The organism is Vibrio sp. SCSIO 43137, assembly GCF_028201475.1.
GTDB lineage: Bacteria > Pseudomonadota > Gammaproteobacteria > Enterobacterales > Vibrionaceae > Vibrio.
Window position 1 is genome coordinate 1300471 of the sequence record NZ_CP116383.1, and the last position, 21890, is coordinate 1322360.

The following is a 21890-nucleotide window of genomic DNA, read 5'->3' on the forward strand; positions in this document are numbered from 1 at the left end:
TGAGTCCTTTACATTGCCACTCTGAGAAACTAGCAATCATTATGCCAACATTATACTTAGCCGACGGTAAAGAATGGATAGATTATTGTCAATCTATAACGGCCTCAACAGAAAACCGGCCGGTAATCTAATACGGCCGGTTTATATCTTTCGCTTTACAGGTTCTGAGCGTTATATTTGCTAGGATTTCCGTGCAGATATTGACCTTGCCAGTACACCCAATGTTGTGCCGTTGTGCAGCAGGGCACTTGCTGTCGGGCTTAACCAGCCCATGGCCGCTGCCAGCATAATCCCGCTGTTAACGTACTCTGCGATCTTAATATTGCTGTTGATTATAGACATGGCGGTTTGCGCCAGTTGTCTGGCCTCAACCAGACCATAGAGTCTGTCTTTTAACAATACGACATCGGCGACTTGTCTGGCGAGATCGGTTCCGACACACATAGCCACACCGACATCCGCTTTACTTAATGCCGGAGCATCATTAACACCGTCTCCGACAAACATTACCGTTCGTCCCTGAGCTTGAATCTCTTCAATGATAGCTGACTTACTCTTAGGCGTTGCTTCTGCATATACCTGATCGATCTTCAGTTCATTGCCGATTTTTTCTGCTTTGTACTTACGGTCACCGGATATCATCACCAGATGATTAACCCCTAGTTCACGCAGATGTTCAAGAGTCTCGATGGCATCTTCGCGTAAATGGTCTTTTAAGCCGATCATACCCAGCAGACGACTCTCACTGGAGATAAAAATCAGATGACGTCCCATCTGCTCATAAGAGATTATCTGCTGTTCAAACGGAGTAAAATCAACCTTTTCATGCACTTCAAGGAAGTGGCGGCTACCCATAACCAGTGTCCGGCCATCCAGTGTACTGCGCAGGCCGTGAGCAATAACATACTCTACCTCTCCATGATCGATATGGGGCAGGGCATTGTTCTTCGCCGCATTTACGATGGACTGGGATAGTGGGTGGCTACTGTGCTCTTCAACGGAGGCACTTATCGCCAGTAGATCCCGTGCACTGTTGGCGTCACAGAAGGAGATAACATCGGTCACTTCCATATCGCCGTGAGTAAGGGTTCCGGTTTTATCAAACACACAGGTATCAACTTTCACCAGCTTTTCAATGGCGCTACCACCTTTAAGCAGAATGCCGCTTTGAGCTGCACGGTACATTATGGATTTAAAGGTGACCGGAGTACTTAGTTTAAGGGCACAGGAATAGTCGACAAGAAATACTGAGGCTACCCGGTTAATATCCTGAGTAAGAGCGAATACACCTGCCCCTATCCCCAGAGTGATTTTAACGCGGCGGTCTGCCATTTCCTGCGTTACCTGCTGTGTTTCACTCTTTTCAGACAGTGAATCATAGATCAGTTTAGCAATCTGGGCTGTTGTTGCTTCACTACCGACTTTCTGCACCCGTACTTTTATCTGACCTTCATGCACTGATGTGCCGGAGTAGACAACGGCATTGATTTCTCGGCGGACAGGAACGCTTTCGCCGGTCAGTGAAGCCTGATTAATCAGTGCTTCACCGGACTCAATGCTTCCGTCGATAGGAATAGCATCCCCCGGCATCAACTCAATCAGATCACCTTCTTTCAGGTTGGAAGAGTGTATCTGACTCTTCTGACCTTGATCATCGATATGCCAGACCATGGTCTCGTTGGGCGTCATCAGTTCGGCCAGTAACCTGTCACTGCTGCGGTTAGTCTGCTCTTCCATATACTCGCCAAGGCTGATCAGGCTTTGGGTCATCATGGCGGTTTTGTAGTCGCCGCGCCAATAGGATAAACCTAGGGCAAAAGCGTCTAGTACTTCGATGGAGAGTTTTTTATCTGCAATCTCTTTAACGCCTTCGAGTACAGTCGGTGCGATAAGGGTTGCAGTACTGACTGCACCAAGGTAGCGAGGCAGCATAAAGGTAGATAGAGCTCCAATGATGTTCATCGCCACATCACCACGGGTATAGTGATAATGGACCTCGCTGAGTTCGCCTTCACGGTAATCAAAAGCTGAGACTCTGGCCTCAAGTGTGGCTGAATCAAGTAACTGCTCATCATACTCAATAGCGATAGAGCGGGCATATTCATTTACCCGGACATCTTTAACACCCTGAATGGCAATCAGGCTCTGCTTTACCCAGTCACCTATACCGGGAAACTGAGCAAGTTCCTTGATTTTAAAACGAATGCGGCCGGGAAAGTGGCTTTTTACACTAACCAAACTTACTCACCTTTATGAAGGTTTCGGTAGTATTCTAGCTCAGCCTGTGTGTCTTCCAGACGCTCTTTCAGTTCTTCTACTTCACCACGCACGGCTGACCAGGCTTTTTCTCCGGTTGCCGATACGCTCTTCTGAAACTTTTTGTTGCTTAGCAGGTAAGCAACAGCAGCACCAGCGGCAATGCCCATTACAAAATGAGTGGTAGAGTTTTGCTGTTTATACTCTTTGTTTTCATCTTTCTGCTGAGCCTGAGAGGCGGCCTGATTCAGATACGGGTTATACATATAGGGATTGTAGTTATTCATCTGCTTTGTTCTCATTTGCCTGATCCAGCATATAAACGCCGGCTGCACCAGCTGCAAGAATAGTAAATAGTGAAAGCACGGGCTGACCCGCCATCTTTCCCGCTACATAGGTAGTTGCGCCGCTGATGGCTCCGGCTTTCACAGTATCTTTCGCCACATTAGTAACAAACTGATCGGCACTGAGTTCACCAGACTGACGCTCTTTCCACTGTGAAGCCACTGATGCAGCTCCTCCGAGCATGGCACCAACCAGCATGGCTCTGCTGGCAGGGCTTAACTCATTTTGTATATTGCTCATATATTAGAGCCTTGCTCGGACTCAGGATCCGCTTCAGGCAGTTCAGCTTCTTGCTGAGGAGCTTGTTTGTGGCGCTCTACGGAATCTTTAAAGCCTTCTCTTCCTGCCTGATAGGTATCACGAAAGATTTCGCTGCCTGCAGAGACATTTTCTTTTACTGAAGATGCCGTGTTCATTGCGCTCTCTTTTACACTAGAGCCACCACTTTTCAGCATATCGCCGGCACCACCGACTAAACCCATCAGCTTGCCGCGTACATTCTCGTTGCTTAATAGTAATGCGGCTGCTGCGCCAACCACTGCGCCTTTCCAGAATTCTTTATCACTCATGCCTAAGCTCCCAAGTATCTCTTTAAACATTCCCGCTTCTTCTTCTCCCATTGCACCGTCAAGCATTGCTTGTGCTTGTGCATAGAGAGGATCGGTCGCGAACGGATTTTGCGGATCACCCGCGTTAGCTCCCGCCTGAGCATCATTGCCCGGCTGGGGAGCATTAACATTTGCCCCAGCTTGTGCCGCCATCATTGCCTGATGGTATTGTGCTGCCTGATATTGCATCGCCTGAGCGTGCTGCATGGCCATTGCATGCATATAGGCGTGATGCTGAGCCATTTCCGGGCTCATGTTTTGTTGCATATGCCCGTGAGGCATCATTGGCGGATAAGGCGGAAAGCCATATCCGTAGGGAGGGGGCATTTGCCCTGCCCATTCAGGAGGAATTCCTTGAGGTTGCTTTTCTTCGTCACTCATTATTCAGCTCCGTTTAAGTTGAGACAGTCAGCAAGTTTGTAACAGGCCTGTTCTGCAACAGAGTCTTCCTGTGAGAATAACTCTTCAATCAAAGCCGGACTAACCGTGCCGGGGTCATACTCAATAAGTACGCTTCCGGTGCTGCTGTTCAGTTTATAGTTCCTAAATGCCGGAATATCATCTAAGGCCCGCGCAATATCGTCAGAGTTAAATCGCGCCAGATGAGCGATGATCCCCAACTTATATTTCAGCCGGATTCTTCCGGGTATATGATGGGCTATTCGAACCCAAGATCTTAATTTTAAAACTGTTTTTACGTCATCTTTCATAGCGTTTAAGTATAGATTTATTGAAATGAAGAAACTGGATTAACAACGACTTTATTGATCTAAATCGTTTTTTAAGAAATTAGATTTCGTTCTTGTAACCAACATCATTTTTTTTATATTTTTTGATTCAATATCTGTTATGGAAATGATATTGTAAATGATATTTATTCGCATAAACGTGAGTTGACTGATCCTATGATGACGTATATCCACAAAACGGACTGCCGGTTACGTATCCGTTCTGATTTTATTCTTAACCATCCCGGTGAAGTGAAAGACTTGATTAAAGATCTTAATGAAATTGATGCGATTCAGGCGGTTAAACACAAGAGATATGCTGGTTCTGTAGCGATTAAGTTTGATAACTCTGAGCTGGATTGCGAGTCACTGCTGGAGATACTAGACAGCCATGGCTGGACAAAAGCAGAAGAGAAAAACTTCTTTATTGAGAATGCTGCCATCAGCGGCACTAAGTCTCTGGTAAAAGGTGCTGCAACTATCGCTCTTTCCCGTTTTATTGCCCCTTCCGTCAGCCGTTTGCTATTTAATTAACGGGTTATACTACTTTCTGGCACTCTAAAGCCTAAGCAAATTTCTTCATTGCACATTTACAGTTGCTTCCGGACAGAGCGGGGCATTTCTTACAAGGTGGCGATTTTAGCGGCACCCTTGCCAATGCAATTTGGCTTACTTTTCCCTCAGGCTGGCTATTCGATACAGAACGGATAACGGGTTTGCTGGTTATTGCAGAAAAGCCATTGTTACTAATGGCGTGATGGTTAGAACCAAACCAGGAAAGAATAGGGTTAAGGGGCGCAGCAAGCTCAGAGACAATATCCAGAGTTACCTGTCCTGATAACTTTTTTAAATCAGCTTGAATATTAACCGCTGAAGCGCTATCACTCTTCTTCAGTTGCTGAAGTTGAATGACAGAAGGTTTACTGATCTTTTTAGTGGTTTTCTTTAGCTTTTTTAACGCCTTAATAGCACTCACGTTGCACCCTGTTACGAATCAAAGTTAATGATAGTGATTCTTATTCGCAAATTATACCCGTGATAGCCGGCTTGTCCATAACAAGCTTCTGTTTATGATGAATATAAAAAGGGGTAACCAAACGGTTACCCCTTATAGGAAGGTATTGTTAAACCGCTATTCCTGCTTTTTCCGGTTATCATCCATTACCATGGCATTACTCTGCTCATGGATGGTGTTTACCCGGATACGTTTTTCCGGCTCGAGTTTCTCGTACTCAGCCAGATAGATATCACTGTGGATATGTTCTGCAACCATTTTTACGATTAGACGATTGTTGGAGTACAAGCCGATAGTCTCTTCCCGGTGAGAGAACATCAACGCCAGCTTCATATCCGCCACTAGCATAAAGCGATGAGACGGATACTCTGTCTCTTCGTTTTCAGAGCGGGAGTAGAGCTCCATCTTTTCATGGGGAACGGCCACCTTATTAAAGGAGAAGCCAATAACCCGCACGCCGCGTTCAATGGCGGCACAGATCTCTTTTTCAAGTACCGAGAGGTGGAAGTCGGTATTAAGGTAAATTTCCAATACCGCCTGATTAATCATCTCTTTGGCTTTCTGAATCAGGTTGTCAAAGCCGGTAACGTTATAAACAAACTCTTTCTCCTCATGCAGCATCATTTTAGACAGCTCTTTCTTGAGAATATGGATGTTTTTAACGGTTTTCTTTTCTATCTGGCTAAAGATTAGCTCCGGCGATTTGGCCTCATATTCTTTGGTGTCGCCATCGGACATAAAGATATAGCCGTTCTTATACAGATTATCGATAGACGAATAAACGGAAGAGCGGGACAGGGCAATCTCTTTTGCGATTTTATAGCCAGTCGACTGGCCGTTTTTCAAAAGGTTGATATACACAAGGGCATCTGTTTTGGTAAATCCAAAATCCATTAACTTGGTAACAAGTTCAGACACGGGGATTCCTCTGATACTATTCATTCTTAAACTCTTACTAGATTACCACTCCTTTCAGAGTGTGCCTAAATTATTGTTTTCTTTTTTAACAGTGATGCTCCGCGGGCATAAATAAACGCATCTTGTTCCGGAGTAATAATGTCCGGAATAAGATCACTACGGCAATATCTGACCAGTGCCAATTTGAGATCTCCGGCAAGAGAATGGTAGGCGGAGACCGCTCCGAAAAGCAGCAGATAACCGGGGGAATAGCGGCTAATTAATTTGCTAAGGGAACGGGCGAGTTGATCAAGAAATATCCGGTAGATGCGGGTGGACTGAATATCACAGTTGTCTACCTGAGCGTAGATATTTTCTAAGGTCATATCTTTAAGTACTAGCTGGTGGTATTGGCGTTCAAGGCCCTCAACAGTAATAAACTGTTCAAGACAGGTTTCTTGTCCGCAGTGACAGACGGGTGTCAGCCCGTCTGTGACGCTGTCAAACTCAGGAAGCAGAGAATGAGCCCACAAGGAGTAAGATTTTGCCTGAATGGCGTGTAACTGCCGGTTCTCTACCAGCTCAATACCGCAGCCGTGATCAAGATAAGCGCCCAACAATTTCTGGTTCTTAAACTGTTTTTTGCTATGGGACTGAGCCAGCGTGGCAGACTGACTGTGTAACACCACAGTGCAGCGGATACTGGTTCTCTGATGAATATCTTTTTTTAGTTGATCAGCCAGTTGCTGATTTTCACTCACTAGTTCTTCTGCAAGGCTAAGACCCAGTGTACGGTGCTTGCCATACAGTTTTTGCATGTTAGAAATCAGCGTCTCAATCGTCTGTAGTAACATCAGATAGTTTTTTGGGATCCTTACTGAGCTACGATACAGTTCATTAGTCGGTGTTCTGGCAACATAGTAGTGCAGCCATTGCCGGTCGATTGAGATGCCGATGTTCATTTTTCCCCCTAGGTCAATAGACTCTATACAATCTGATAACCGTATGCGGGTAGCTGATACTGCTCACCATTCAGATTGACCAACTGCCGCTGCTCAGAATTATTCAGAATAAAGATCAGATCGCCGCGCCGGTAAGCAACGCAGTCCGGACAATCAACGTTCAACCACTCAATAAAGGGTTGATTCAGGCAGGTGTACTGTTTACGCATTTGAATTAACGAGCGGATAAAGGCCATTAGCTCCAGATCCTGAGTGTCACTGTCCCAGTTCATGCACTTACGGTTATCTTCACTGCCCATACGCCGGCCGCCATCCATGCCAATTTCGCCGCCATAGTAAATGCATGGCGAACCCACCTGAGTAAACATAAACAGATACGCCAGACGTACCTTAGCTTTATTGCCGCCGCAAAGGGTGAGAATGCGGGTGGTGTCATGGCTGTCCAGCAGGTTAAACATGGCCTGATTAACGTTGCGTGGGTAAGCCATATAGGACTGACTGACAGCATGCATAAACTCTTCTTTGTCGCAGAGACCCAAAGCGAAATAGTCTGTCATGGCCTGCGTCAGGGGGTAGTTCATTAGCGAGTCATACTGTTCACCACGCAGCCACGGCATGCCTTCGTGCCAGATTTCGCCAAGAATATAGCAGTCAGGTTTTATCCCTTTCACCACCCGGCGGAAATCGCGCCAGAACTCGTGATCCACTTCATTGGCAACATCCAGCCGCCAGCCGTCAATATCAAACTCTTCCACCCAGTATCGGGCGACATCAAGCAGGTACTGGCGACACTGTTCGTTTTCTGTATTCAGCTTTGGCATTTCACTGACATTGGCAAATGTCTCGAAGTTCAGGTTCCAGTGATCCCATTGATCTTTCGGCAGGTCAGGGTAGACAGGAAACTGCTTAATCCAGAACCAGTCTGCGTATTTGGACTCTTTCCCCTTTTCTACCACATCCAGCCAAAGGGGAGACTGATGGCCGATATGATTAAATACCGCATCCAGCATCACTTTCATGCCGCGTCTATGGGCTTCTTTTACCAGAGCATGAAACGCCTCATCTCCGCCAAAGTGAGGATCAACATGGTAGTAATCTACCGTGTCATATTTATGGTTGGCGTTGGCAGTAAAAATCGGACAGAAATAGAGCCCGTTGATGCCTAGCTCCTGCAGGTAATCCAGTTTGTCTATCACTCCCCATAGATCCCCCCCCATAAAGTTATCGGACTTAGGTGCGCTGCCCCATGGCATAACGCCTTGCGGGGAAATCTCCGGCCTGCCGTTAGCAAAGCGTTCCGGGAATATCTGGTACCAGATGGTCTGCTGTACCCAGTCAGGAGTAGTAAGTACATCTTTCGGGTTGATATAAGGGAAACAGAAAAAGTTGCTGATATTACTTAATTCAGCTTCTGCTATCTTGCTGTCCTGAAGGTCAACGCAACGACGCTCACCGAACAGTATTTTCTCTCCCTCTTTCCCATGCAGGATAAAGCCGTAGCGGGTGCGACGCTTAGGTGGCTTGAATTCTGCAAACCAGTGGTCATGGTGTTCTGTTACCCCTTCTAACTGCATATCGACTTCATTGCCACCTATCCAGCCGTGGGCATCGCTGCCGCCTAAGTTGCCGCCATCCAGACCGCCTTCTGCCCAGATATATGGGTCGCCAATCCAGAGGGTAACTTTATCTATCTCCCCTCTGGCGCTGCGAAAGCGGATATGAAGAGTCTCTTTATCATAGGCGTAACTGTCTGCACTCTTTGCTGAGTGTGTAAGAGAGCTTTTTGTAATCATGTTTAATTTCCTGATTTTTATTCTTTTACTGCGCCACTGACAAGGCCGGTCGTAATGTGTTTCTGGGTTGCTACAAATAGCAGGGTAATTGGTATTGCTACCAGCAGTGAGCCTGCTGCAAACAGAGTGAAGTTCTCTGCGGAGTTAGAGGAGATCCAGCTAAAGATGCCTATCGCTAAGGTCATTTTCTCTTCGCTACGCAATATCAGCGTAGGCAAAATAAAGTCCATCCATGGACCGGTAAATGAAACCAGACCAACAAAGACTAATATCGGTCTGGCCAAAGGCAGAATGATCTCGATAAAGATGGTCAGGTGACCGGCTCCGTCGATCTTGGCCGCTTCATCCAGTGATGTGGGGATAGCGTCAAAGTAGCCTTTTACCAGCCAGGTCATAAACGGCAGTGAACCGGTAACATAAACCAGCAGCAGGCCGGCATAGGTATCAATCAGGCCAAGTTTTGACAGCAGAATATAGATAGCCGTCATGGACAGAAATGCCGGAAACATCTGCAGCACCAGAATACCCATCATGGTGTTTCTTTTTCCCTTAAAGCGGTAGCGGGAAAAGATAAACGCCGTCATGGTGACCAGCACCAGAGAGATAAGCATGTTTGCCGTCGCCAGAACAAAGGTGTTTTTGTACCACTCCAGATAAGGAGTATCGACAAACAGTGCCCGGTAATGATCAAGGGTAAATTCCAGCTTACCGAATGATGAACTGAACAGGTTGTTTCCCGGCTTAAACGAGGCCAGTACTGTCCAGATCACCGGACCAAGCACCAGCAGGGCGTTTGTTGCAAGAAACAGATAGACGATGGCTGTTCCCATTTTTCCGATTAGTTTTTGCATCTTACATACCTACATCGTCTTTGAATGACTTCATGCGACGGAACTGCCATATAGCAATACCGGACAGGAATAAGAAAATAACAATGGAGACAACTGACGCGATCTGATACTGCTGGAAGTCTAGTGTCAGCTTATAGATCCAGGTGATCAGAATGTCTGTGTGACCGGCAAAACGATATTCCGGATTAATCGGTCCGCCGCCTGTCAGCAGGAAGATGGCACCAAAGTTATTAAAGTTGTGGGCAAAGGTCATTACCAGTGAAGGCGCGACCTGATGAAGCACCATAGGCAGGGTAATCTCACGGAACTGCTGGAACTTACTGGCGCCGTCTACCTCACTGGCTTCATACAGGTCAGCCGGAATATTGGTTAATGCACCAGAGATAAGTAGCATAAAGTAGGGTGCACCTACCCATACACTGATAGCGATAACAGAGATTTTGGCCAGAAACGGGTCAGACAAAAAGGCGATGGACTCAATCCCCCAGCCGTTTAGCACGTTGTTAACCGGGCCGATACCGTTTAGCAGCAGACGGAACATCAACAGGGTAACAAAAGCCGGAATGGCGTAAGGCAGAATAAACACAAAGCGCCACGCCTTTTTGGCTTTTATCTGCTTGTTTTCCAGCGCTAATGCCAGCAGAAAACCAAAACCACAGGTACAGATAGTGGCAAAGGTAGCCCAGATAACGGTCCAGCTCGCCACACCAAAGAAGGTGTTTGACCAGATTCTTAGTTCAAACAGGGCAAAAAAGTTCTTAAAGCCGACCCAGTCCACCAGATTTCTCGGCGGAATATGGTTCGGCGCTGAGTAGTTAGTAAAGGAGACTAGAACGGTAATAATGATCGGCAGAATGATAAAGGCGATACAGGCGATAAACGCCGGTGAAAGCACAATCAGGGCAAACTTACGATCATAGATGTCGACCAGTTGTTCGCGAATAGTAAGGCGGCTACGGGCGCTACTGCGGGCATCACTTATATTAAACAGGTAAGCCGCGATCAACAGCAGTGAGGCGATCAGTGCCATCACGCCTTCCACCAACATAAAGATGGAGTTATCACCCTGTATAACTTTAAAACCTTTACGGGTCTGAGCGACATCTCCTAAAGAGATAAGGCCTTTCAGGGCAATAATAATATCCGGCAGCATCAGCAGGGCGAGTATCTGCAATGTCAGAAACAGCCCTCCTTTAACCAGGTGACCCTTGCGGATCTGTGTTGCTCCCATCAGCAACACAGATAACGGCAGTGAGCGGGTCTGATTGGCTTCAGTCACTAGCATGTTCACAATTAATCCTGCAACTCAATCTGTTCTTTAATGATAGATAAGGCTCTTTCCAGTACCAGTTTAGGTGACTTGTCGTTCACCCAGAGATCGGTAATGGCGCTCGCCATCGGAGACCAGATATAGCCCATTTCCGGAATAGAAGGCATAGCATCGGCATAGAAGCCCTGAGCGATGATCGCCATGGTTGCTTCATCTACGTTGGCAGAGACCTCTTTCAGCACGGTGGAAAGCGGCGGAATTGAGTTGGTCATCTCAAAGCGTTTTTTCAGCATCTTGGCGGACGTCAGGTAGTCAGCAAACAGCTGAGCCGCCTTCGGATATTCCGTATAAGAGGAGACAACAGCAAGACGAACGGTAGAGAAGGTTCTTAGCTGCTGGTCATTCAGGGTTGGCATAGGAACTACGCCAAAATTTACACCTGATTCTTTGTAGCCCTGAATTGCCCACGGGCCGTCAATAATGGCAGCAACCTTACCTTCGCTAAACAGGCCGCGCCGTACTTGAGGGTTGCGCATATCGGAAGGGTTAGCGTTGTTGGCAGCCTGAAGCGTCTTCATCGAAGCTAGGCCTTTCTGTGCTAACTCAGATGCGATACCAATATCTTTTGCATCGGTACCATTGTTACCAAATTCATAAGCGCCAAATTGAGTCAGGAACATACGGGATTCGTAGTAGTTTTGTACATCCCATAGCAGGGCGTATTTGTTCTGTTTTTTATCGTTAAAGGTTTTTGAAAACTCAATGATCTGTTCAAAAGATTCAGGAGCAGAAGGTAGCAGATCCTTGTTATAGAAAAGAACCGTAGTGGCAAAGCTGACCGGGAACCCGTAACTGATGCCTTCCGCTCTGGCTGCCGTTTTGGCATTGTGCATAAAATCGTTTTCAATTTTATCGGCAGAAACCAGATTTTCCATTGCGCCGCCGGCAACAACCAGTTTGCCCAGCAGGTCGTGTTCAATCTCAGCAATATCAGCCACTCTTGCTGAACCGCCATCCTGAATCAGGCGGGAAGCCGCATCAATAGGAGCGATACCGCGGAAAGAGAAGTCAACGTTATAGCCCATGTCTTTGTTAAACTGCTTAGCTGCATACTCCATATACTCAAGAGTCGTGTTATCGGTCCAGATAAGCAGATCAGCACCGTTTTCCGGTTTAATCTCTTCTGCACTCAGTATTGGTGAAAGCAAAACTGAGGAAAGCAGTGCTGTTTTTACTAGCGAAAATTTCATAGTGACACCTATTATTAAAATAGTAGTACAAATAGAACTACTACCTAGATTAGATTTTCTCCGATAGAAGTCAACATAAGGGTGTTTTATTGTGATCTTGTTCAAATGCAAATTGAGATTGTCTTTTGATACGAGCTGTAAGGCTAGTATTGTCAGGCATCAGAAAGACCGAAATCGCTTGGTATTAAAAGTGGCTAATATTTGCTCTTTTTATCTAAATGGCCAGTTTATTGTGATTCCAGTCAATAAAATCGCGGTTTTGTGGTGATTTTGATCACGTTTAACCCTTGTTCGGGGAGAAAAATAAAAATAAATAAAGAACAATATATTTTAGGCGTTCAACGTGAACTACTACAAGTTGCGTAAGCGACAATAAATGCTAATTGGCCAAAGCAAAATTACTTCTAATTTATTTGCGAACTAAGGATTTACTGTGAAAAGAACAATACTGTCGGTACTGGTGGCGAATACTCTGGCAATGAGTTGTGCCGCGTACGCATCAGAGACAAGCGAAAAAGGCTTTTTTGATCAAGCGATGGACTTTGGCGGCCATGTTGGTACCTCTTTTGAATATGAAGATAAAGTAACAGACGGGTTTAACGGTAATAAAAAGAAAGAGAAAACCAAGACCCATGAAGTGTTTAATGTTTTCTACAACAACCCTAGCTGGGATGTTACTGCGCTATACGCGCTTAAGCTTGAAAACCGCAGCCAGGAAGAACCGGGTTACCATGAAACCGAAGAGGGTGTTAAACAGCTTTTCTCTCTGAACAAAGGTTTTGAACTATCCAATGGCTGGGATTCAGGCCTGATTTATGAGCTTGAGCATACTAAGAGCAAGGTATATTCACCTAATGTTAAGGGATTAAACAAAACTAAAGCTGAGCATAGTGTTCGTCCATACCTGACTTATTGGAACAATGAATATAGCCTAGGCTTCTATTCCAACCTTGAATATCTATTTAATGATGAAGATAAAAGCGCATGGGGTAAAAGGGAAGAAGAGGGCTATAGTATTCTGTTTAAACCTTATACCCGCTTCGGTAACTGGATGCTAGGTGTGGAGTTCTTCTATCAGGTTAAAGAGAACGACGAGAAGAACACCTCAGGTGCCATTGTTGAAGACAGTGACTTTACTGAAAAATATTTTGAACCAATTGCTCAATATAGCTTTGATGATGCTGGTACTGCTTATGTACGCGTACGTATTGGTGAAAATGAAACCAAGCACAGCAGTAAAAGTGGCGGTGGTAATGCCAATACCACATATTTTAAAGATATCCGTAAAGCAACAGTTGGTTATGAGCAGGCTGTGGGTGACAATTGGCTGATGAAGGCTGAGTACGAATACGCTAACGAAACTGAGAAGAAGAGTAAGCTGGCGGGTTGGGAAAAGAAAAATGAAAGTGAACTTACACAGCATACTGTAATGGTTCAGGCGCTGTATCGTTTCTAAGCGATAACCTTGTAGGAAAGTATAATGATAAAAGTTTCAGAAATAGCCCAGATCGTTTCGGGGGAGATTATTGGTAATGAGCAGATGGAGATCGATACTATCCGCCCTGTTCAGAGCGATGAAAAAGGCGGGCTAGCCATTGTTTTTGCCAAGAAAGATCTGAGGTTTATTTCTGAAACTAGTGCCGATGTCATTATTGGTCCGCAGGAAATACTGGAAAGTAGCGCAGAGTGCAAAATAGTGATCGATCAACTTAAGGTCGACAGTATTAACCATCTGCTTCGCTACTATAAGGTTAATAAATACAAGTTATTTGATCAGGGCAATACTTCTGACAATGCTGATGTGTATATCGGCAAGCATTGCGCTATCGGGCAGGGTTGCCACTTTATGCCCGGGGTAAAGATCATGAATGGCGTCACCATTGGTAACAATGTCGCTATTCATGCCAATACCGTGATAAAAGAGGGAACGGTAATTGGTGACAATGTCACAATTGATTCCAATAACTCTATAGGCAACTACAGTTTTGAGTATATGGCGGGAACAGATAAGCCATATGAACGTATTGAAAGTGTCGGTCGCGTCGTTATTGAAGATGACGTAGAGATCGGCTGTAACAACACCATTGACCGGGGCACACTGGGTAATACCGTTATCGGCCGGGGAACGAAAATCGATAATCTGGTGCAGATCGGCCATGACTGTAAAATTGGTCGCCACTGCCTGCTGGTCTCCCAGAGCGGTTTTGCCGGTCATACCACCCTTGGCGACCATGTCATTGTTCATGGTCAGGCGGGCACCGCAGGTAATTTGTCCATCGGCAGCCACTCAGTGGTAAAGGCAAAATCCGGTGTCAGCCACTCCTTTCCTGAACATAGCGATCTGTTTGGCTATCCGGCCAAAGAGGCCAGAGCCTACTATAAGAATCTGGCTGTTCTTAATCGCTTAACAGATAAAAAATAAGAGAAATCAATATGAAACATAAACTACTACTTTCTGCTTTTGTTTCCGTACTGGCGGTAGGTTGTGCCAGTACTTCTGAATCACCGTCTGATGCGGTTATGGCTAACGGACCGCTGGCAGACTGCAATCTGCCTGTGGCTGAGGGGCGCGGTCCGGTCAGGCCTTCTCTTTATGTTGTCGGTACTTTCCCTGACGGCCAGTGGATCCATATGGAAAACCGCAAAATGAGTTACAAAGGTGATGGTATCTATCAGGTTGTCAGCGACGAAAAAGCGGGTAATGTGCGACTTCAGTTTGCCACTATGGGCTGGAACCCTCAGTACACTGCGGCTGGTCTTGCCATGGATGTGGGCTACGAGAAAACCCTAAAGCGTGGTGGTTTTGAGAAGAACACATTAGTGAAAATTGATCAAGATGGCCGTTACCTGTGGAGCATCAAGGTAGCAGAAGATAAAAAGCCGATAGCGGCATTAGTTAAGCGCTGTAAGTAACACTTTGTGCCCTGACTGAGTTCAGGGTACCGCAACAAGTTTAAGTTTTCCCGGCCGGTATTGTCTCACCGGCTTTGGGCTGGAGAAGTAAGATGGCAACTGTCAGTCTGCGCAAAGTAGAAAAAGAGTATGACAACGGCTTTAAGGCTGTCCATGGCATTGATCTGGATATCGCTGAAGGTGAATTTATGGTGTTTGTCGGTCCGTCGGGCTGTGCAAAATCAACCACACTACGTATGATTGCCGGCCTTGAAGCCATTTCCGGCGGAGAGATCCGCATCGGCGAGAAGCGGGTAAATGAGCTTGCACCAAAGGACAGAGGTATTGCCATGGTGTTTCAGAACTACGCTCTCTATCCCCATAAAACTGTGTTCGATAATATGGCTTTTGGTCTTAAGATGCAGAAAAGACCAAAAGAGGAGATTCGCCAGCGGGTAGAAGAAGCAGCGGAAAAGCTGGAAATTACCGATCTGCTGGATCGTAAACCGAAAGAGATGTCTGGTGGTCAGCGTCAGCGTGTTGCCGTAGGGCGGGCTATAGTGCGTAAGCCGGATGTGTTCCTGTTTGATGAACCCCTTTCCAATCTGGATGCCAAGCTACGCGTTTCTATGCGGGTGAAGATTGCTCAACTGCATCAGTCACTGAAAGAAGAAGGCAACCCTGCCACCATGATTTACGTTACTCATGATCAGACAGAGGCACTAACACTGGGTGACCGTATCTGTGTTCTGAATCAGGGCAACATTATGCAGGTAGATACGCCAGCCAACCTGTACAACTATCCTGCCAATAAGTTTGTTGCCGGTTTTATCGGTTCTCCTTCAATGAACCTGATCAAAACTGTGTTACGAAAAGAGGGTGACAATGTATTTGCTGAGCTGGCGCCCGGCTGTAAAGTGATTCTTCCTTATGAAAAACAGGACAAACTGAGCGGTCATATCGATAAAACCGTTTATCTGGGTATTCGTCCTGAACATATTTCACTGGCGGAAGAGAACGAAGAGATCAATGTTCATAGCGGTAAGCTCACCGTGGTAGAAAATCTGGGCAATGAAAAATATCTCTATTTCCGTATCGGTGAAAACGAGATTATCTCCCGCGTCAGCAACCAGTTTATCACCACGTCAGATATCGGATCTGAACTGCGTTTTAATTTCGACTCAGCATTCTGTCATATTTTTGATGAAGAGTCTGAAATTAACCTGACCCTTTAAACCTAAGACCGGCCACCGCAGAAATTGTCTCTGCGGTGGCTTTTTACTATACGGGCCTGTGTAACTCTCTCGTGATATTTTTGCGGGCGGGATTCCTGCGCCCTGAAATCATGGAGAAAACAATGAAACACAAGTTATTGCTGTTATCAGCGTTGTTCATCTCTCTGCCATCGGTAGCGGATTGGAATCAGGCTTACTTCCGCGGTACACCGAATAACTGGCAGACGGATGCGATGGAAAAAGTAGGTCCGAACCAGTGGAAGATTGTAAAAACCTTCAAAAATGGAGCAGGTGGTAACCCTCCAAGCTTTAAAATTGACCGTCACGGCAACTGGGCAGAAAACTACCCGGCAGCTAATTTTGTAGTGGAAGCGAATAAAACCTATGAAATTCACTTCTATGACGACAGCCACAAGGTCTATGTGCACGAGAAACTGCCGTTCGATATGCGTGATGAGACCATGTACTTCGTTTTCCTTGACCGCTTTTCTGACGGTGATTCCGCAAACAATACGGGTAACAACCCGGCTACTTATTCTGCAGATAAGTCAGATTTCAAAAAGTACTTTGGTGGTGATATTAAAGGTTTGATCAATAAACTGGATTACCTGAAAGAGATGGGTATTACCGCTATCTGGATTACGCCGCCGGTGAACAATGTAGACCAACTGAACAAAGACGGCTCAGCGGGCTATCACGGTTACTGGGGACGCGATTTCTTCCAGCTGGATGAGCACCTGGGGACGGTGGATGAGTTCCGTCAACTGAGCCAGAAGATGGAGCAGTACGGTATGAAACTGGTGCTGGACTATGCTCCTAACCACTCGAATCCGAACGATGAAAACGAGTATGGTGCTCTGTATCGGGACGGTAACTTTATCACTAACTTCAATGGTGATAACCGTAATATTTATCACCATAATGGCGGGGTAACCAACTGGGAGGATTATTATCAGGTTCGTAACCACAATTTGTTCAACTTGTCTGACTTTAACCAGAGTAACGAAGAGACATACCGTTATCTGGTGGATGGGGCCAAATTCTGGATTGACCTTGGTGTAGATGCTATTCGTATTGACGCCATTAAGCATATGGATAAGTCCTTTATGCAGCGCTGGACATCAGAGTTGAACGCTTATGCGAAATCTAAGGGCAAACCGGGTTTCTACTTCTTTGGTGAATGGATGGATGCCGGTGCGACGGCTACTGGTCTGAATGCGAAGTCGATTGATTTTGCCAATACTTCTGGTTCTGCGCTGCTGGATTTTGGGCTAAGAAATACCATAGAAGATGCGCTTCTGCGTGCTAATGGTACCGGCATGTACGCGATCAATAACTATATGAAGATCCGCGATACCAAGTTCACCAGCAGTGACTGGCAGGTGGTGTTCCTGGATAACCACGATGCTCCGCGACTTTCTACTGTGTTACGTTCCGATGCGACAAACTTTGGTCCGGGCAAAAACAAATGGGGTGGTCGTCAGAGTATTCCGTTTGCACAGGACAGGGTAGAGCTGGGGCTGGCGCTGATAATGACATCCCGCGGTATTCCATGTATCTACTACGGTACAGAACATTATGCGGCTAACTTTACTACTAACGGCTTTGGTCAGGTGGGTGATGATCCGTATAACCGTGAAATGATGCCGAGCTTCAGCACAAACACACCGGCGTTTCAGTTGATTAAGAAGCTGAGTAAGTTGCGTAAAGAGAGTTTCGCGATTCAGCAGGGCGAGTATATAGAACGCTGGGTAAGCAACGAAGTTCTGGTTTATGAGAGAAATGCCGGTGACGACGTTGTAGTGGTTGCCATGAACATAGGCAATGCAACTTCTGTTAACGCGATTAACCTTGGACTGGCAAATGGTACCTACAGTAATGTGATTGGGGGTGATGACGTTGTTGTGGCTAACGGTTCTGCGACATTTAATCTGGATCAGAACGAAGTTATTGTACTTAAAAGTAACTAATCATTCTTAAACTAAGTAAAAAGCGCTGTGACTTATGTTACAGCGCTTTTTTTCGGTTTTGCTGCTGTGAAATGCAATCTATAACAACAGGGTGAAGTCCTGCCCTATAAGATTGGAATTTAATGCAACTCACACTTTTATTAATATATTTATGAATATTACATTTGTGATCGCGAGCGGTTTCAGATTCTCAGACTTATCCTAAAATTCCGTTATGAAACTGTGTTATATACCCGAAAACGGTATGCCGTATTGAGTCGGCGTTGCCTTTATAAGAAGCCTGAACCGTCAGAATCCCCCTTCTGCGTTAAGACAATATCAACCCTTTAGGTAATACACAGATAAGGTTCTGGATACAGAACTAAGTACCCCCCAAGCCAAAAAGGATTTGCAATGAAAAAGTTAAGTGAAACTGTCAACCAGATACTGCATAAGACTGAACCGGAATCCGTTCGTCGTCTTGCCAGTAATCATTTGGTTGCCGAATATAATGAGCCGAAGAAAATTGGTTTGAGCATACAATCTGTCGGATTTGAGCTGGCCGCCAGCGGTGAGTGCGCCGTAATGACGCTTGAAGCGGAAAACAACGGCCAACCTGTCATGCTTGCTGATGATTTTTCCCGCTCAGTAGAGATTGATTATGATAGCGGAAAGCTGAGAATCCACGACATTTCCATTGCCTCTCTGAGAGACTTTAAAAAGGTGATCCGCGATTACGCTATGTAATTGCTAAGTATTCCCCCCGGAAATTTGGTTGCAGGTGACAAGACGTATAAACTGCTTGCTCCTGCAACCTATATTCAAATCAGATCATGACTCCAGAACAGCTGTTTTATCAACTCAGACAATCAATTGATCCTGACAAAGGGAAGCAGATGAGTGCTTATATGAAGCACAAGTTCCCTTTTCTTGGTATTCAGACACCGGATCGGCGCGGTATCTGTAAGGCTTTTTTTGCTGTGCAGCAGAAAGAAAAGCAAATTGACTGACAGTTTGTTGAACAGTGCTGGCAACAGTAGGAAAGGGAGTTTCAATATGTCGCCATTGATTACCTTCAAAAGAAAAAATCTTGTCTCACAGAGACCGATGTAGCTGCCCTTAAGCAATTGGCACAGAGTAAATCATGGTGGGATACCATTGACGGTCTGGACCGGTTAATAGGCAGCAAATATCTGTAGCGTTTAATCAGACATCAACGGCCAACAGCCTTATGTAGCTTATATTTAATGGCACGCCAATGGGTAGCTGGGCGCTTTGGCATTACGCTTTTCAGATGTTCTATATCTTCATCGCTCAAAATAACTTCTCCTGAATGCGCCAGCCAGAGCGATTCCGGCTGATAACTGAGCACTTTTTCCACTGATTTACGATAATTATTCAGATAGAAAACCGGAAAGGGAGGAATATAACGCCCCTTTACCGTTACCAGAAGATCGGCCACATAAATCCGGTTAGTTGGAATATGCCTGAGGGAAAGGTCTCTGTCGGTGTGTTCCGGCGTTTCCAGTACCTGCCAGTCATCAAAACCGGGTAAGGTTTCTTTGTCAGTCAGGCGTATATCGGGTTTTAACCACGGCCAATAGTAGAGCCATTGACGCGACTTTTTTTGTCGTCGGGCCACCCAACGAGCGAGAAAGAGATCAGTAAAGTACATCAGCCAGCCATCCCAGCCGCTGTACCAGTGGTGCATATGTTTGGATGAGGCAATCTGACAGCCGGTCAGTTTTCTTAGCTTATGTGCTGCTCCGGCATGATCGGGGTGCATATGAGTGACGACAACCAACTTTAAATCACTGAGCGGGCGATTTAAATTGTCGGTAATAAATGAACAGATTAGCGATGCATCTGCCCGGCTGCAACCGTCCAACAATAATAGTTTGTCCGGATACTCAACCAGAAAGATAGATTGTATATAACCCTGAAGGTGATGAACTTTCATTTTTGCATGACATTTTATTTTTATGTCCGCTCAGTATAGACACAGGTTTGCTGGTCTGGCCAGTTTGCAAGCCGTTAATACTGAGTAAAGAACATATACGCAACAAAAGATACCCGTTGTAACAATGGTTACATGAGCGTTATTTAACAGACCAGTAAAGGGGGCGGATAAGAGCCCTTACTATTGGTGCGTTAATATACGACTTTGGTAAAAGTTGCTGATATTCCACGTTATTTCATCTGTGACCTGTTTATGCTAGTTGGCTAATTATCTTACCGAGGTGCAATGGAATGTCGATAGAGGTGCGCAATAACGCGTTAATAATTAGCCTTTGGTTTATGTTTACCGGAGTCTCTATTTTCTTATACGGGGCAGAGCCCGCGATGTTTGTCGTGCTTGCTGCGGCACTGTCTGCACCGCTTCTGCTTATGGCAATAAGGAGAAAATCGGTTGATAGTGTGGCTGAGACACCAAAGGATATGGTTGCACCCCTTATTGAAGCGGAAATGAACCTTAATGCCGTGAGTGCTGCAGAAGTCTCATTTGCTATCGACAACTTAAAGGATAAAGCGGCTAATCAGGTGGTTGCCATAAGCAATATTGCGCAAACTTCAGCGCTGATTACCAATACAGTGGCCGAATCTTCTGCTGCGGCCCATCATGCACTCACTTCTGCTGACTCTATGCACCAATCAAGCCTTTCCGGGGTTGAAAGCCTTAGCTCTGTGGTGGAAAGTATGCAGCATATATCGCTGCACACCGATACCACGGTTGAGCAAATAAGCATGCTTGACGAGAAAGTCAGCCAGATTAACAGCGTTGCCGCGGTTATCAGCGAGATAGCTTCCCAGACCAACCTTCTGGCATTAAATGCGGCCATTGAAGCTGCCCGTGCAGGTGACTCAGGCAGAGGGTTTGCGGTTGTCGCTGATGAAGTAAGAAAACTGGCGGAGAGAACATCAGAAAGTACTGCAGAAGTTGAACAGATAGTCAGTGAAATTTTCTCCGGTACAAAGAAGGTGAGTAATACCATTGAATCCCTCTCTGCAAAGGTTAAACAAGGGGCGGAAAGTGTCGGCAATGTTGAGCATCAGCTAGGAAATATTGCCGGGCAGGCGAGGCAGGTAAAAGATCAAATTTCTGCCATTGAACAAGGTGTAAAAGAGAATGAACATGGATTAGTCTGCATTGATCAGGCGATCAGCGAGGTTAATCAGGAACTGGCTGAGGCGGATATAGAGCTTTTAAGCCTGCAAAACGAGGCGGCACAGTTAATGGAGATGGCAGAGCACAGCAATGCTGTTTTAACCGAACATTACCAGACGAGTATTCATGCTCCGTTTTATCAGATGGCGTCTTCCCTTGCGGAAGAGATTGCCGGGCAGTTTGAACGTGATATCAGCTCTGGAAAAGTAACCGATTTAATTATGTTTGACCGTAATTATACTGCGGTTGAGGGAGTGACTCCGGCCAAGTATCAGACCCGTTACGATAAGTATTGCGATGAGGTTCTTCCCGCCCTTCAGGAACCTCTATTAAAGGCCAGAAGTGAAGTGGTTTATGCTATTGCAACGGATGACAGAGGGTATGTCCCGACCCATAACGATCAGTTTTGTCAGCCACTGACCGGTGATCAGAATACCGATATGCTACATAACAGAACCAAACGTATTTTTAATGATCGGGTTGGTGAGCGATGCGGTAAACATACTAAGACTATGCTGCTGCAAACTTACAAAAGAGATACCGGTGAGGTGATGCATGACTTATCTGTACCTGTTTATGTGAACGGGCGGCACTGGGGAGCAGTAAGGCTGGGATATCAACCGGTTTCCCGGTAAAGGTGATAAGCCCTGCAATGCAGGGCTCACCAAAATAA

The 21890-nt window shown here is 45.8% G+C and carries 21 protein-coding genes and 1 pseudogene; 9 read left to right on the forward strand and 13 right to left on the reverse strand.

Features of this window, described 5'->3' with window-relative positions; genetic code table 11:
• Positions 1–180: 180 nt before the first annotated feature.
• The 5 genes from PK654_RS06125 to PK654_RS06145 are packed head-to-tail and all read right to left on the reverse strand — an operon-like array spanning position 181 to position 3919.
• The gene (locus PK654_RS06125; RefSeq protein ID WP_271698315.1) at positions 181–2238 is read right to left on the reverse strand and encodes a heavy metal translocating P-type ATPase; all 2058 of its coding nucleotides are present in this window, start codon (positions 2236–2238) and stop codon (positions 181–183) included.
• Positions 2239–2240: 2 nt separating this feature from the next.
• Positions 2241–2558 carry a YtxH domain-containing protein gene (locus PK654_RS06130; protein WP_271698316.1) on the reverse strand — a complete coding sequence of 106 codons (318 nt, stop codon included), beginning with the start codon at positions 2556–2558 and terminating at the stop codon, positions 2241–2243.
• Complete coding sequence (locus PK654_RS06135) at positions 2536–2841, reverse strand: hypothetical protein (RefSeq protein WP_271698317.1); 306 nt, start codon at positions 2839–2841, stop codon at positions 2536–2538. Before PK654_RS06135 ends, PK654_RS06130 begins: the two co-directional genes overlap by 23 nt.
• The gene (locus PK654_RS06140) at positions 2838–3590 is read right to left on the reverse strand and encodes a YtxH domain-containing protein (protein ID WP_271698318.1); all 753 of its coding nucleotides are present in this window, start codon (positions 3588–3590) and stop codon (positions 2838–2840) included. Before PK654_RS06140 ends, PK654_RS06135 begins: the two co-directional genes overlap by 4 nt.
• Positions 3590–3919: an HMA2 domain-containing protein gene (locus PK654_RS06145; protein WP_271698319.1), complete on the reverse strand. Its 330-nt coding sequence runs from the start codon at positions 3917–3919 to the stop codon at positions 3590–3592. The genes PK654_RS06140 and PK654_RS06145 overlap by 1 nt, the downstream gene beginning before the upstream one ends.
• 195 nt (positions 3920–4114) lie before the next feature.
• Between PK654_RS06145 and PK654_RS06150 the strand changes: the two genes are divergently transcribed.
• Complete coding sequence (locus PK654_RS06150) at positions 4115–4471, forward strand: HMA2 domain-containing protein (RefSeq protein ID WP_271698320.1); 357 nt, start codon at positions 4115–4117, stop codon at positions 4469–4471.
• A 31-nt stretch (positions 4472–4502) separates the two neighbouring features.
• Here PK654_RS06150 and PK654_RS06155 read toward each other — a convergent pair whose 3' ends face one another.
• From PK654_RS06155 to PK654_RS06185, 7 genes are all read right to left on the reverse strand, one after another.
• The gene (locus PK654_RS06155; RefSeq protein WP_271698321.1) at positions 4503–4913 is read right to left on the reverse strand and encodes a hypothetical protein; all 411 of its coding nucleotides are present in this window, start codon (positions 4911–4913) and stop codon (positions 4503–4505) included.
• Between the two features lie 156 nt (positions 4914–5069).
• Positions 5070–5870 (reverse strand): TrmB family transcriptional regulator, encoded by an 801-nt coding sequence (locus PK654_RS06160; RefSeq protein ID WP_271698322.1) that lies wholly within the window; start codon positions 5868–5870, stop codon positions 5070–5072.
• Between the two features lie 65 nt (positions 5871–5935).
• Positions 5936–6811, reverse strand: coding sequence for an ROK family protein (locus PK654_RS06165; protein WP_271698323.1), 876 nt, complete (start codon positions 6809–6811; stop codon positions 5936–5938).
• 23 nt (positions 6812–6834) lie between these two features.
• Positions 6835–8604, reverse strand: coding sequence for a glycoside hydrolase family 13 protein (locus PK654_RS06170; RefSeq protein WP_271698324.1), 1770 nt, complete (start codon positions 8602–8604; stop codon positions 6835–6837).
• Between the two features lie 17 nt (positions 8605–8621).
• Positions 8622–9455: a sugar ABC transporter permease gene (locus PK654_RS06175; protein ID WP_271698325.1), complete on the reverse strand. Its 834-nt coding sequence runs from the start codon at positions 9453–9455 to the stop codon at positions 8622–8624.
• A gap of 1 nt (position 9456) precedes the next feature.
• Positions 9457–10740, reverse strand: a complete 1284-nt coding sequence (locus PK654_RS06180) for a carbohydrate ABC transporter permease (RefSeq protein WP_271698820.1) — start codon at positions 10738–10740, stop codon at positions 9457–9459.
• Positions 10741–10748: 8 nt separating this feature from the next.
• Positions 10749–11975, reverse strand: a complete 1227-nt coding sequence (locus PK654_RS06185) for a sugar ABC transporter substrate-binding protein (RefSeq protein WP_271698326.1) — start codon at positions 11973–11975, stop codon at positions 10749–10751.
• A 433-nt stretch (positions 11976–12408) separates the two neighbouring features.
• Between PK654_RS06185 and PK654_RS06190 the strand changes: the two genes are divergently transcribed.
• The 7 genes and pseudogenes from PK654_RS06190 (at position 12409) to PK654_RS06220 (ending at position 19250) form a co-directional block, all read left to right on the forward strand.
• The gene (locus tag PK654_RS06190) at positions 12409–13431 is read left to right on the forward strand and encodes a porin (protein WP_271698327.1); all 1023 of its coding nucleotides are present in this window, start codon (positions 12409–12411) and stop codon (positions 13429–13431) included.
• Positions 13432–13455: 24 nt separating this feature from the next.
• Positions 13456–14397, forward strand: coding sequence for a UDP-3-O-(3-hydroxymyristoyl)glucosamine N-acyltransferase (locus PK654_RS06195; protein WP_271698328.1), 942 nt, complete (start codon positions 13456–13458; stop codon positions 14395–14397).
• A gap of 11 nt (positions 14398–14408) precedes the next feature.
• Complete coding sequence (locus PK654_RS06200; RefSeq protein ID WP_271698329.1) at positions 14409–14888, forward strand: glycosidase; 480 nt, start codon at positions 14409–14411, stop codon at positions 14886–14888.
• Between the two features lie 92 nt (positions 14889–14980).
• A complete protein-coding gene (locus PK654_RS06205; protein WP_271698330.1) occupies positions 14981–16102 on the forward strand; it encodes an ABC transporter ATP-binding protein in 1122 nt (373 codons plus the stop codon).
• 122 nt (positions 16103–16224) lie between these two features.
• Positions 16225–18072, forward strand: a complete 1848-nt coding sequence (locus tag PK654_RS06210; RefSeq protein ID WP_271698331.1) for an alpha-amylase family glycosyl hydrolase — start codon at positions 16225–16227, stop codon at positions 18070–18072.
• Between the two features lie 393 nt (positions 18073–18465).
• The gene (locus PK654_RS06215) at positions 18466–18798 is read left to right on the forward strand and encodes a hypothetical protein (protein WP_271698332.1); all 333 of its coding nucleotides are present in this window, start codon (positions 18466–18468) and stop codon (positions 18796–18798) included.
• 86 nt (positions 18799–18884) lie between these two features.
• Positions 18885–19250: pseudogene (locus PK654_RS06220) on the forward strand (DNA alkylation repair protein).
• 14 nt (positions 19251–19264) lie between these two features.
• Here the strand turns inward: PK654_RS06220 and PK654_RS06225 are convergent.
• Positions 19265–20011, reverse strand: a complete 747-nt coding sequence (locus PK654_RS06225; RefSeq protein ID WP_271698333.1) for an MBL fold metallo-hydrolase — start codon at positions 20009–20011, stop codon at positions 19265–19267.
• A 290-nt stretch (positions 20012–20301) separates the two neighbouring features.
• Between PK654_RS06225 and PK654_RS06230 the strand changes: the two genes are divergently transcribed.
• Complete coding sequence (locus PK654_RS06230; RefSeq protein WP_271698334.1) at positions 20302–21852, forward strand: methyl-accepting chemotaxis protein; 1551 nt, start codon at positions 20302–20304, stop codon at positions 21850–21852.
• Positions 21853–21890: the final 38 nt, after the last annotated feature.

What these genes read in the sequence shown, in the direction of transcription:
- PK654_RS06140 (WP_271698318.1), bottom strand. Translation starts at nt 3,590, where the DNA reads ATGAGTGACGAAGAAAAGCAACCTCAAGGAATTCCTCCTGAATGGGCA.
- PK654_RS06130 (WP_271698316.1), bottom strand. Translation starts at nt 2,558, where the DNA reads ATGAGAACAAAGCAGATGAATAACTACAATCCCTATATGTATAACCCG.
- PK654_RS06135 (WP_271698317.1), bottom strand. Translation starts at nt 2,841, where the DNA reads ATGAGCAATATACAAAATGAGTTAAGCCCTGCCAGCAGAGCCATGCTG.
- PK654_RS06150 (WP_271698320.1), top strand. Translation starts at nt 4,115, where the DNA reads ATGATGACGTATATCCACAAAACGGACTGCCGGTTACGTATCCGTTCT.
- PK654_RS06175 (WP_271698325.1), bottom strand. Translation starts at nt 9,455, where the DNA reads ATGCAAAAACTAATCGGAAAAATGGGAACAGCCATCGTCTATCTGTTT.
- PK654_RS06215 (WP_271698332.1), top strand. Translation starts at nt 18,466, where the DNA reads ATGAAAAAGTTAAGTGAAACTGTCAACCAGATACTGCATAAGACTGAA.
- PK654_RS06200 (WP_271698329.1), top strand. Translation starts at nt 14,409, where the DNA reads ATGAAACATAAACTACTACTTTCTGCTTTTGTTTCCGTACTGGCGGTA.
- PK654_RS06185 (WP_271698326.1), bottom strand. Translation starts at nt 11,975, where the DNA reads ATGAAATTTTCGCTAGTAAAAACAGCACTGCTTTCCTCAGTTTTGCTT.
- PK654_RS06225 (WP_271698333.1), bottom strand. Translation starts at nt 20,011, where the DNA reads ATGAAAGTTCATCACCTTCAGGGTTATATACAATCTATCTTTCTGGTT.
- PK654_RS06170 (WP_271698324.1), bottom strand. Translation starts at nt 8,604, where the DNA reads ATGATTACAAAAAGCTCTCTTACACACTCAGCAAAGAGTGCAGACAGT.
- PK654_RS06165 (WP_271698323.1), bottom strand. Translation starts at nt 6,811, where the DNA reads ATGAACATCGGCATCTCAATCGACCGGCAATGGCTGCACTACTATGTT.
- PK654_RS06230 (WP_271698334.1), top strand. Translation starts at nt 20,302, where the DNA reads ATGTCGATAGAGGTGCGCAATAACGCGTTAATAATTAGCCTTTGGTTT.
- PK654_RS06145 (WP_271698319.1), bottom strand. Translation starts at nt 3,919, where the DNA reads ATGAAAGATGACGTAAAAACAGTTTTAAAATTAAGATCTTGGGTTCGA.
- PK654_RS06195 (WP_271698328.1), top strand. Translation starts at nt 13,456, where the DNA reads ATGATAAAAGTTTCAGAAATAGCCCAGATCGTTTCGGGGGAGATTATT.
- PK654_RS06210 (WP_271698331.1), top strand. Translation starts at nt 16,225, where the DNA reads ATGAAACACAAGTTATTGCTGTTATCAGCGTTGTTCATCTCTCTGCCA.
- PK654_RS06205 (WP_271698330.1), top strand. Translation starts at nt 14,981, where the DNA reads ATGGCAACTGTCAGTCTGCGCAAAGTAGAAAAAGAGTATGACAACGGC.
- PK654_RS06180 (WP_271698820.1), bottom strand. Translation starts at nt 10,740, where the DNA reads ATGCTAGTGACTGAAGCCAATCAGACCCGCTCACTGCCGTTATCTGTG.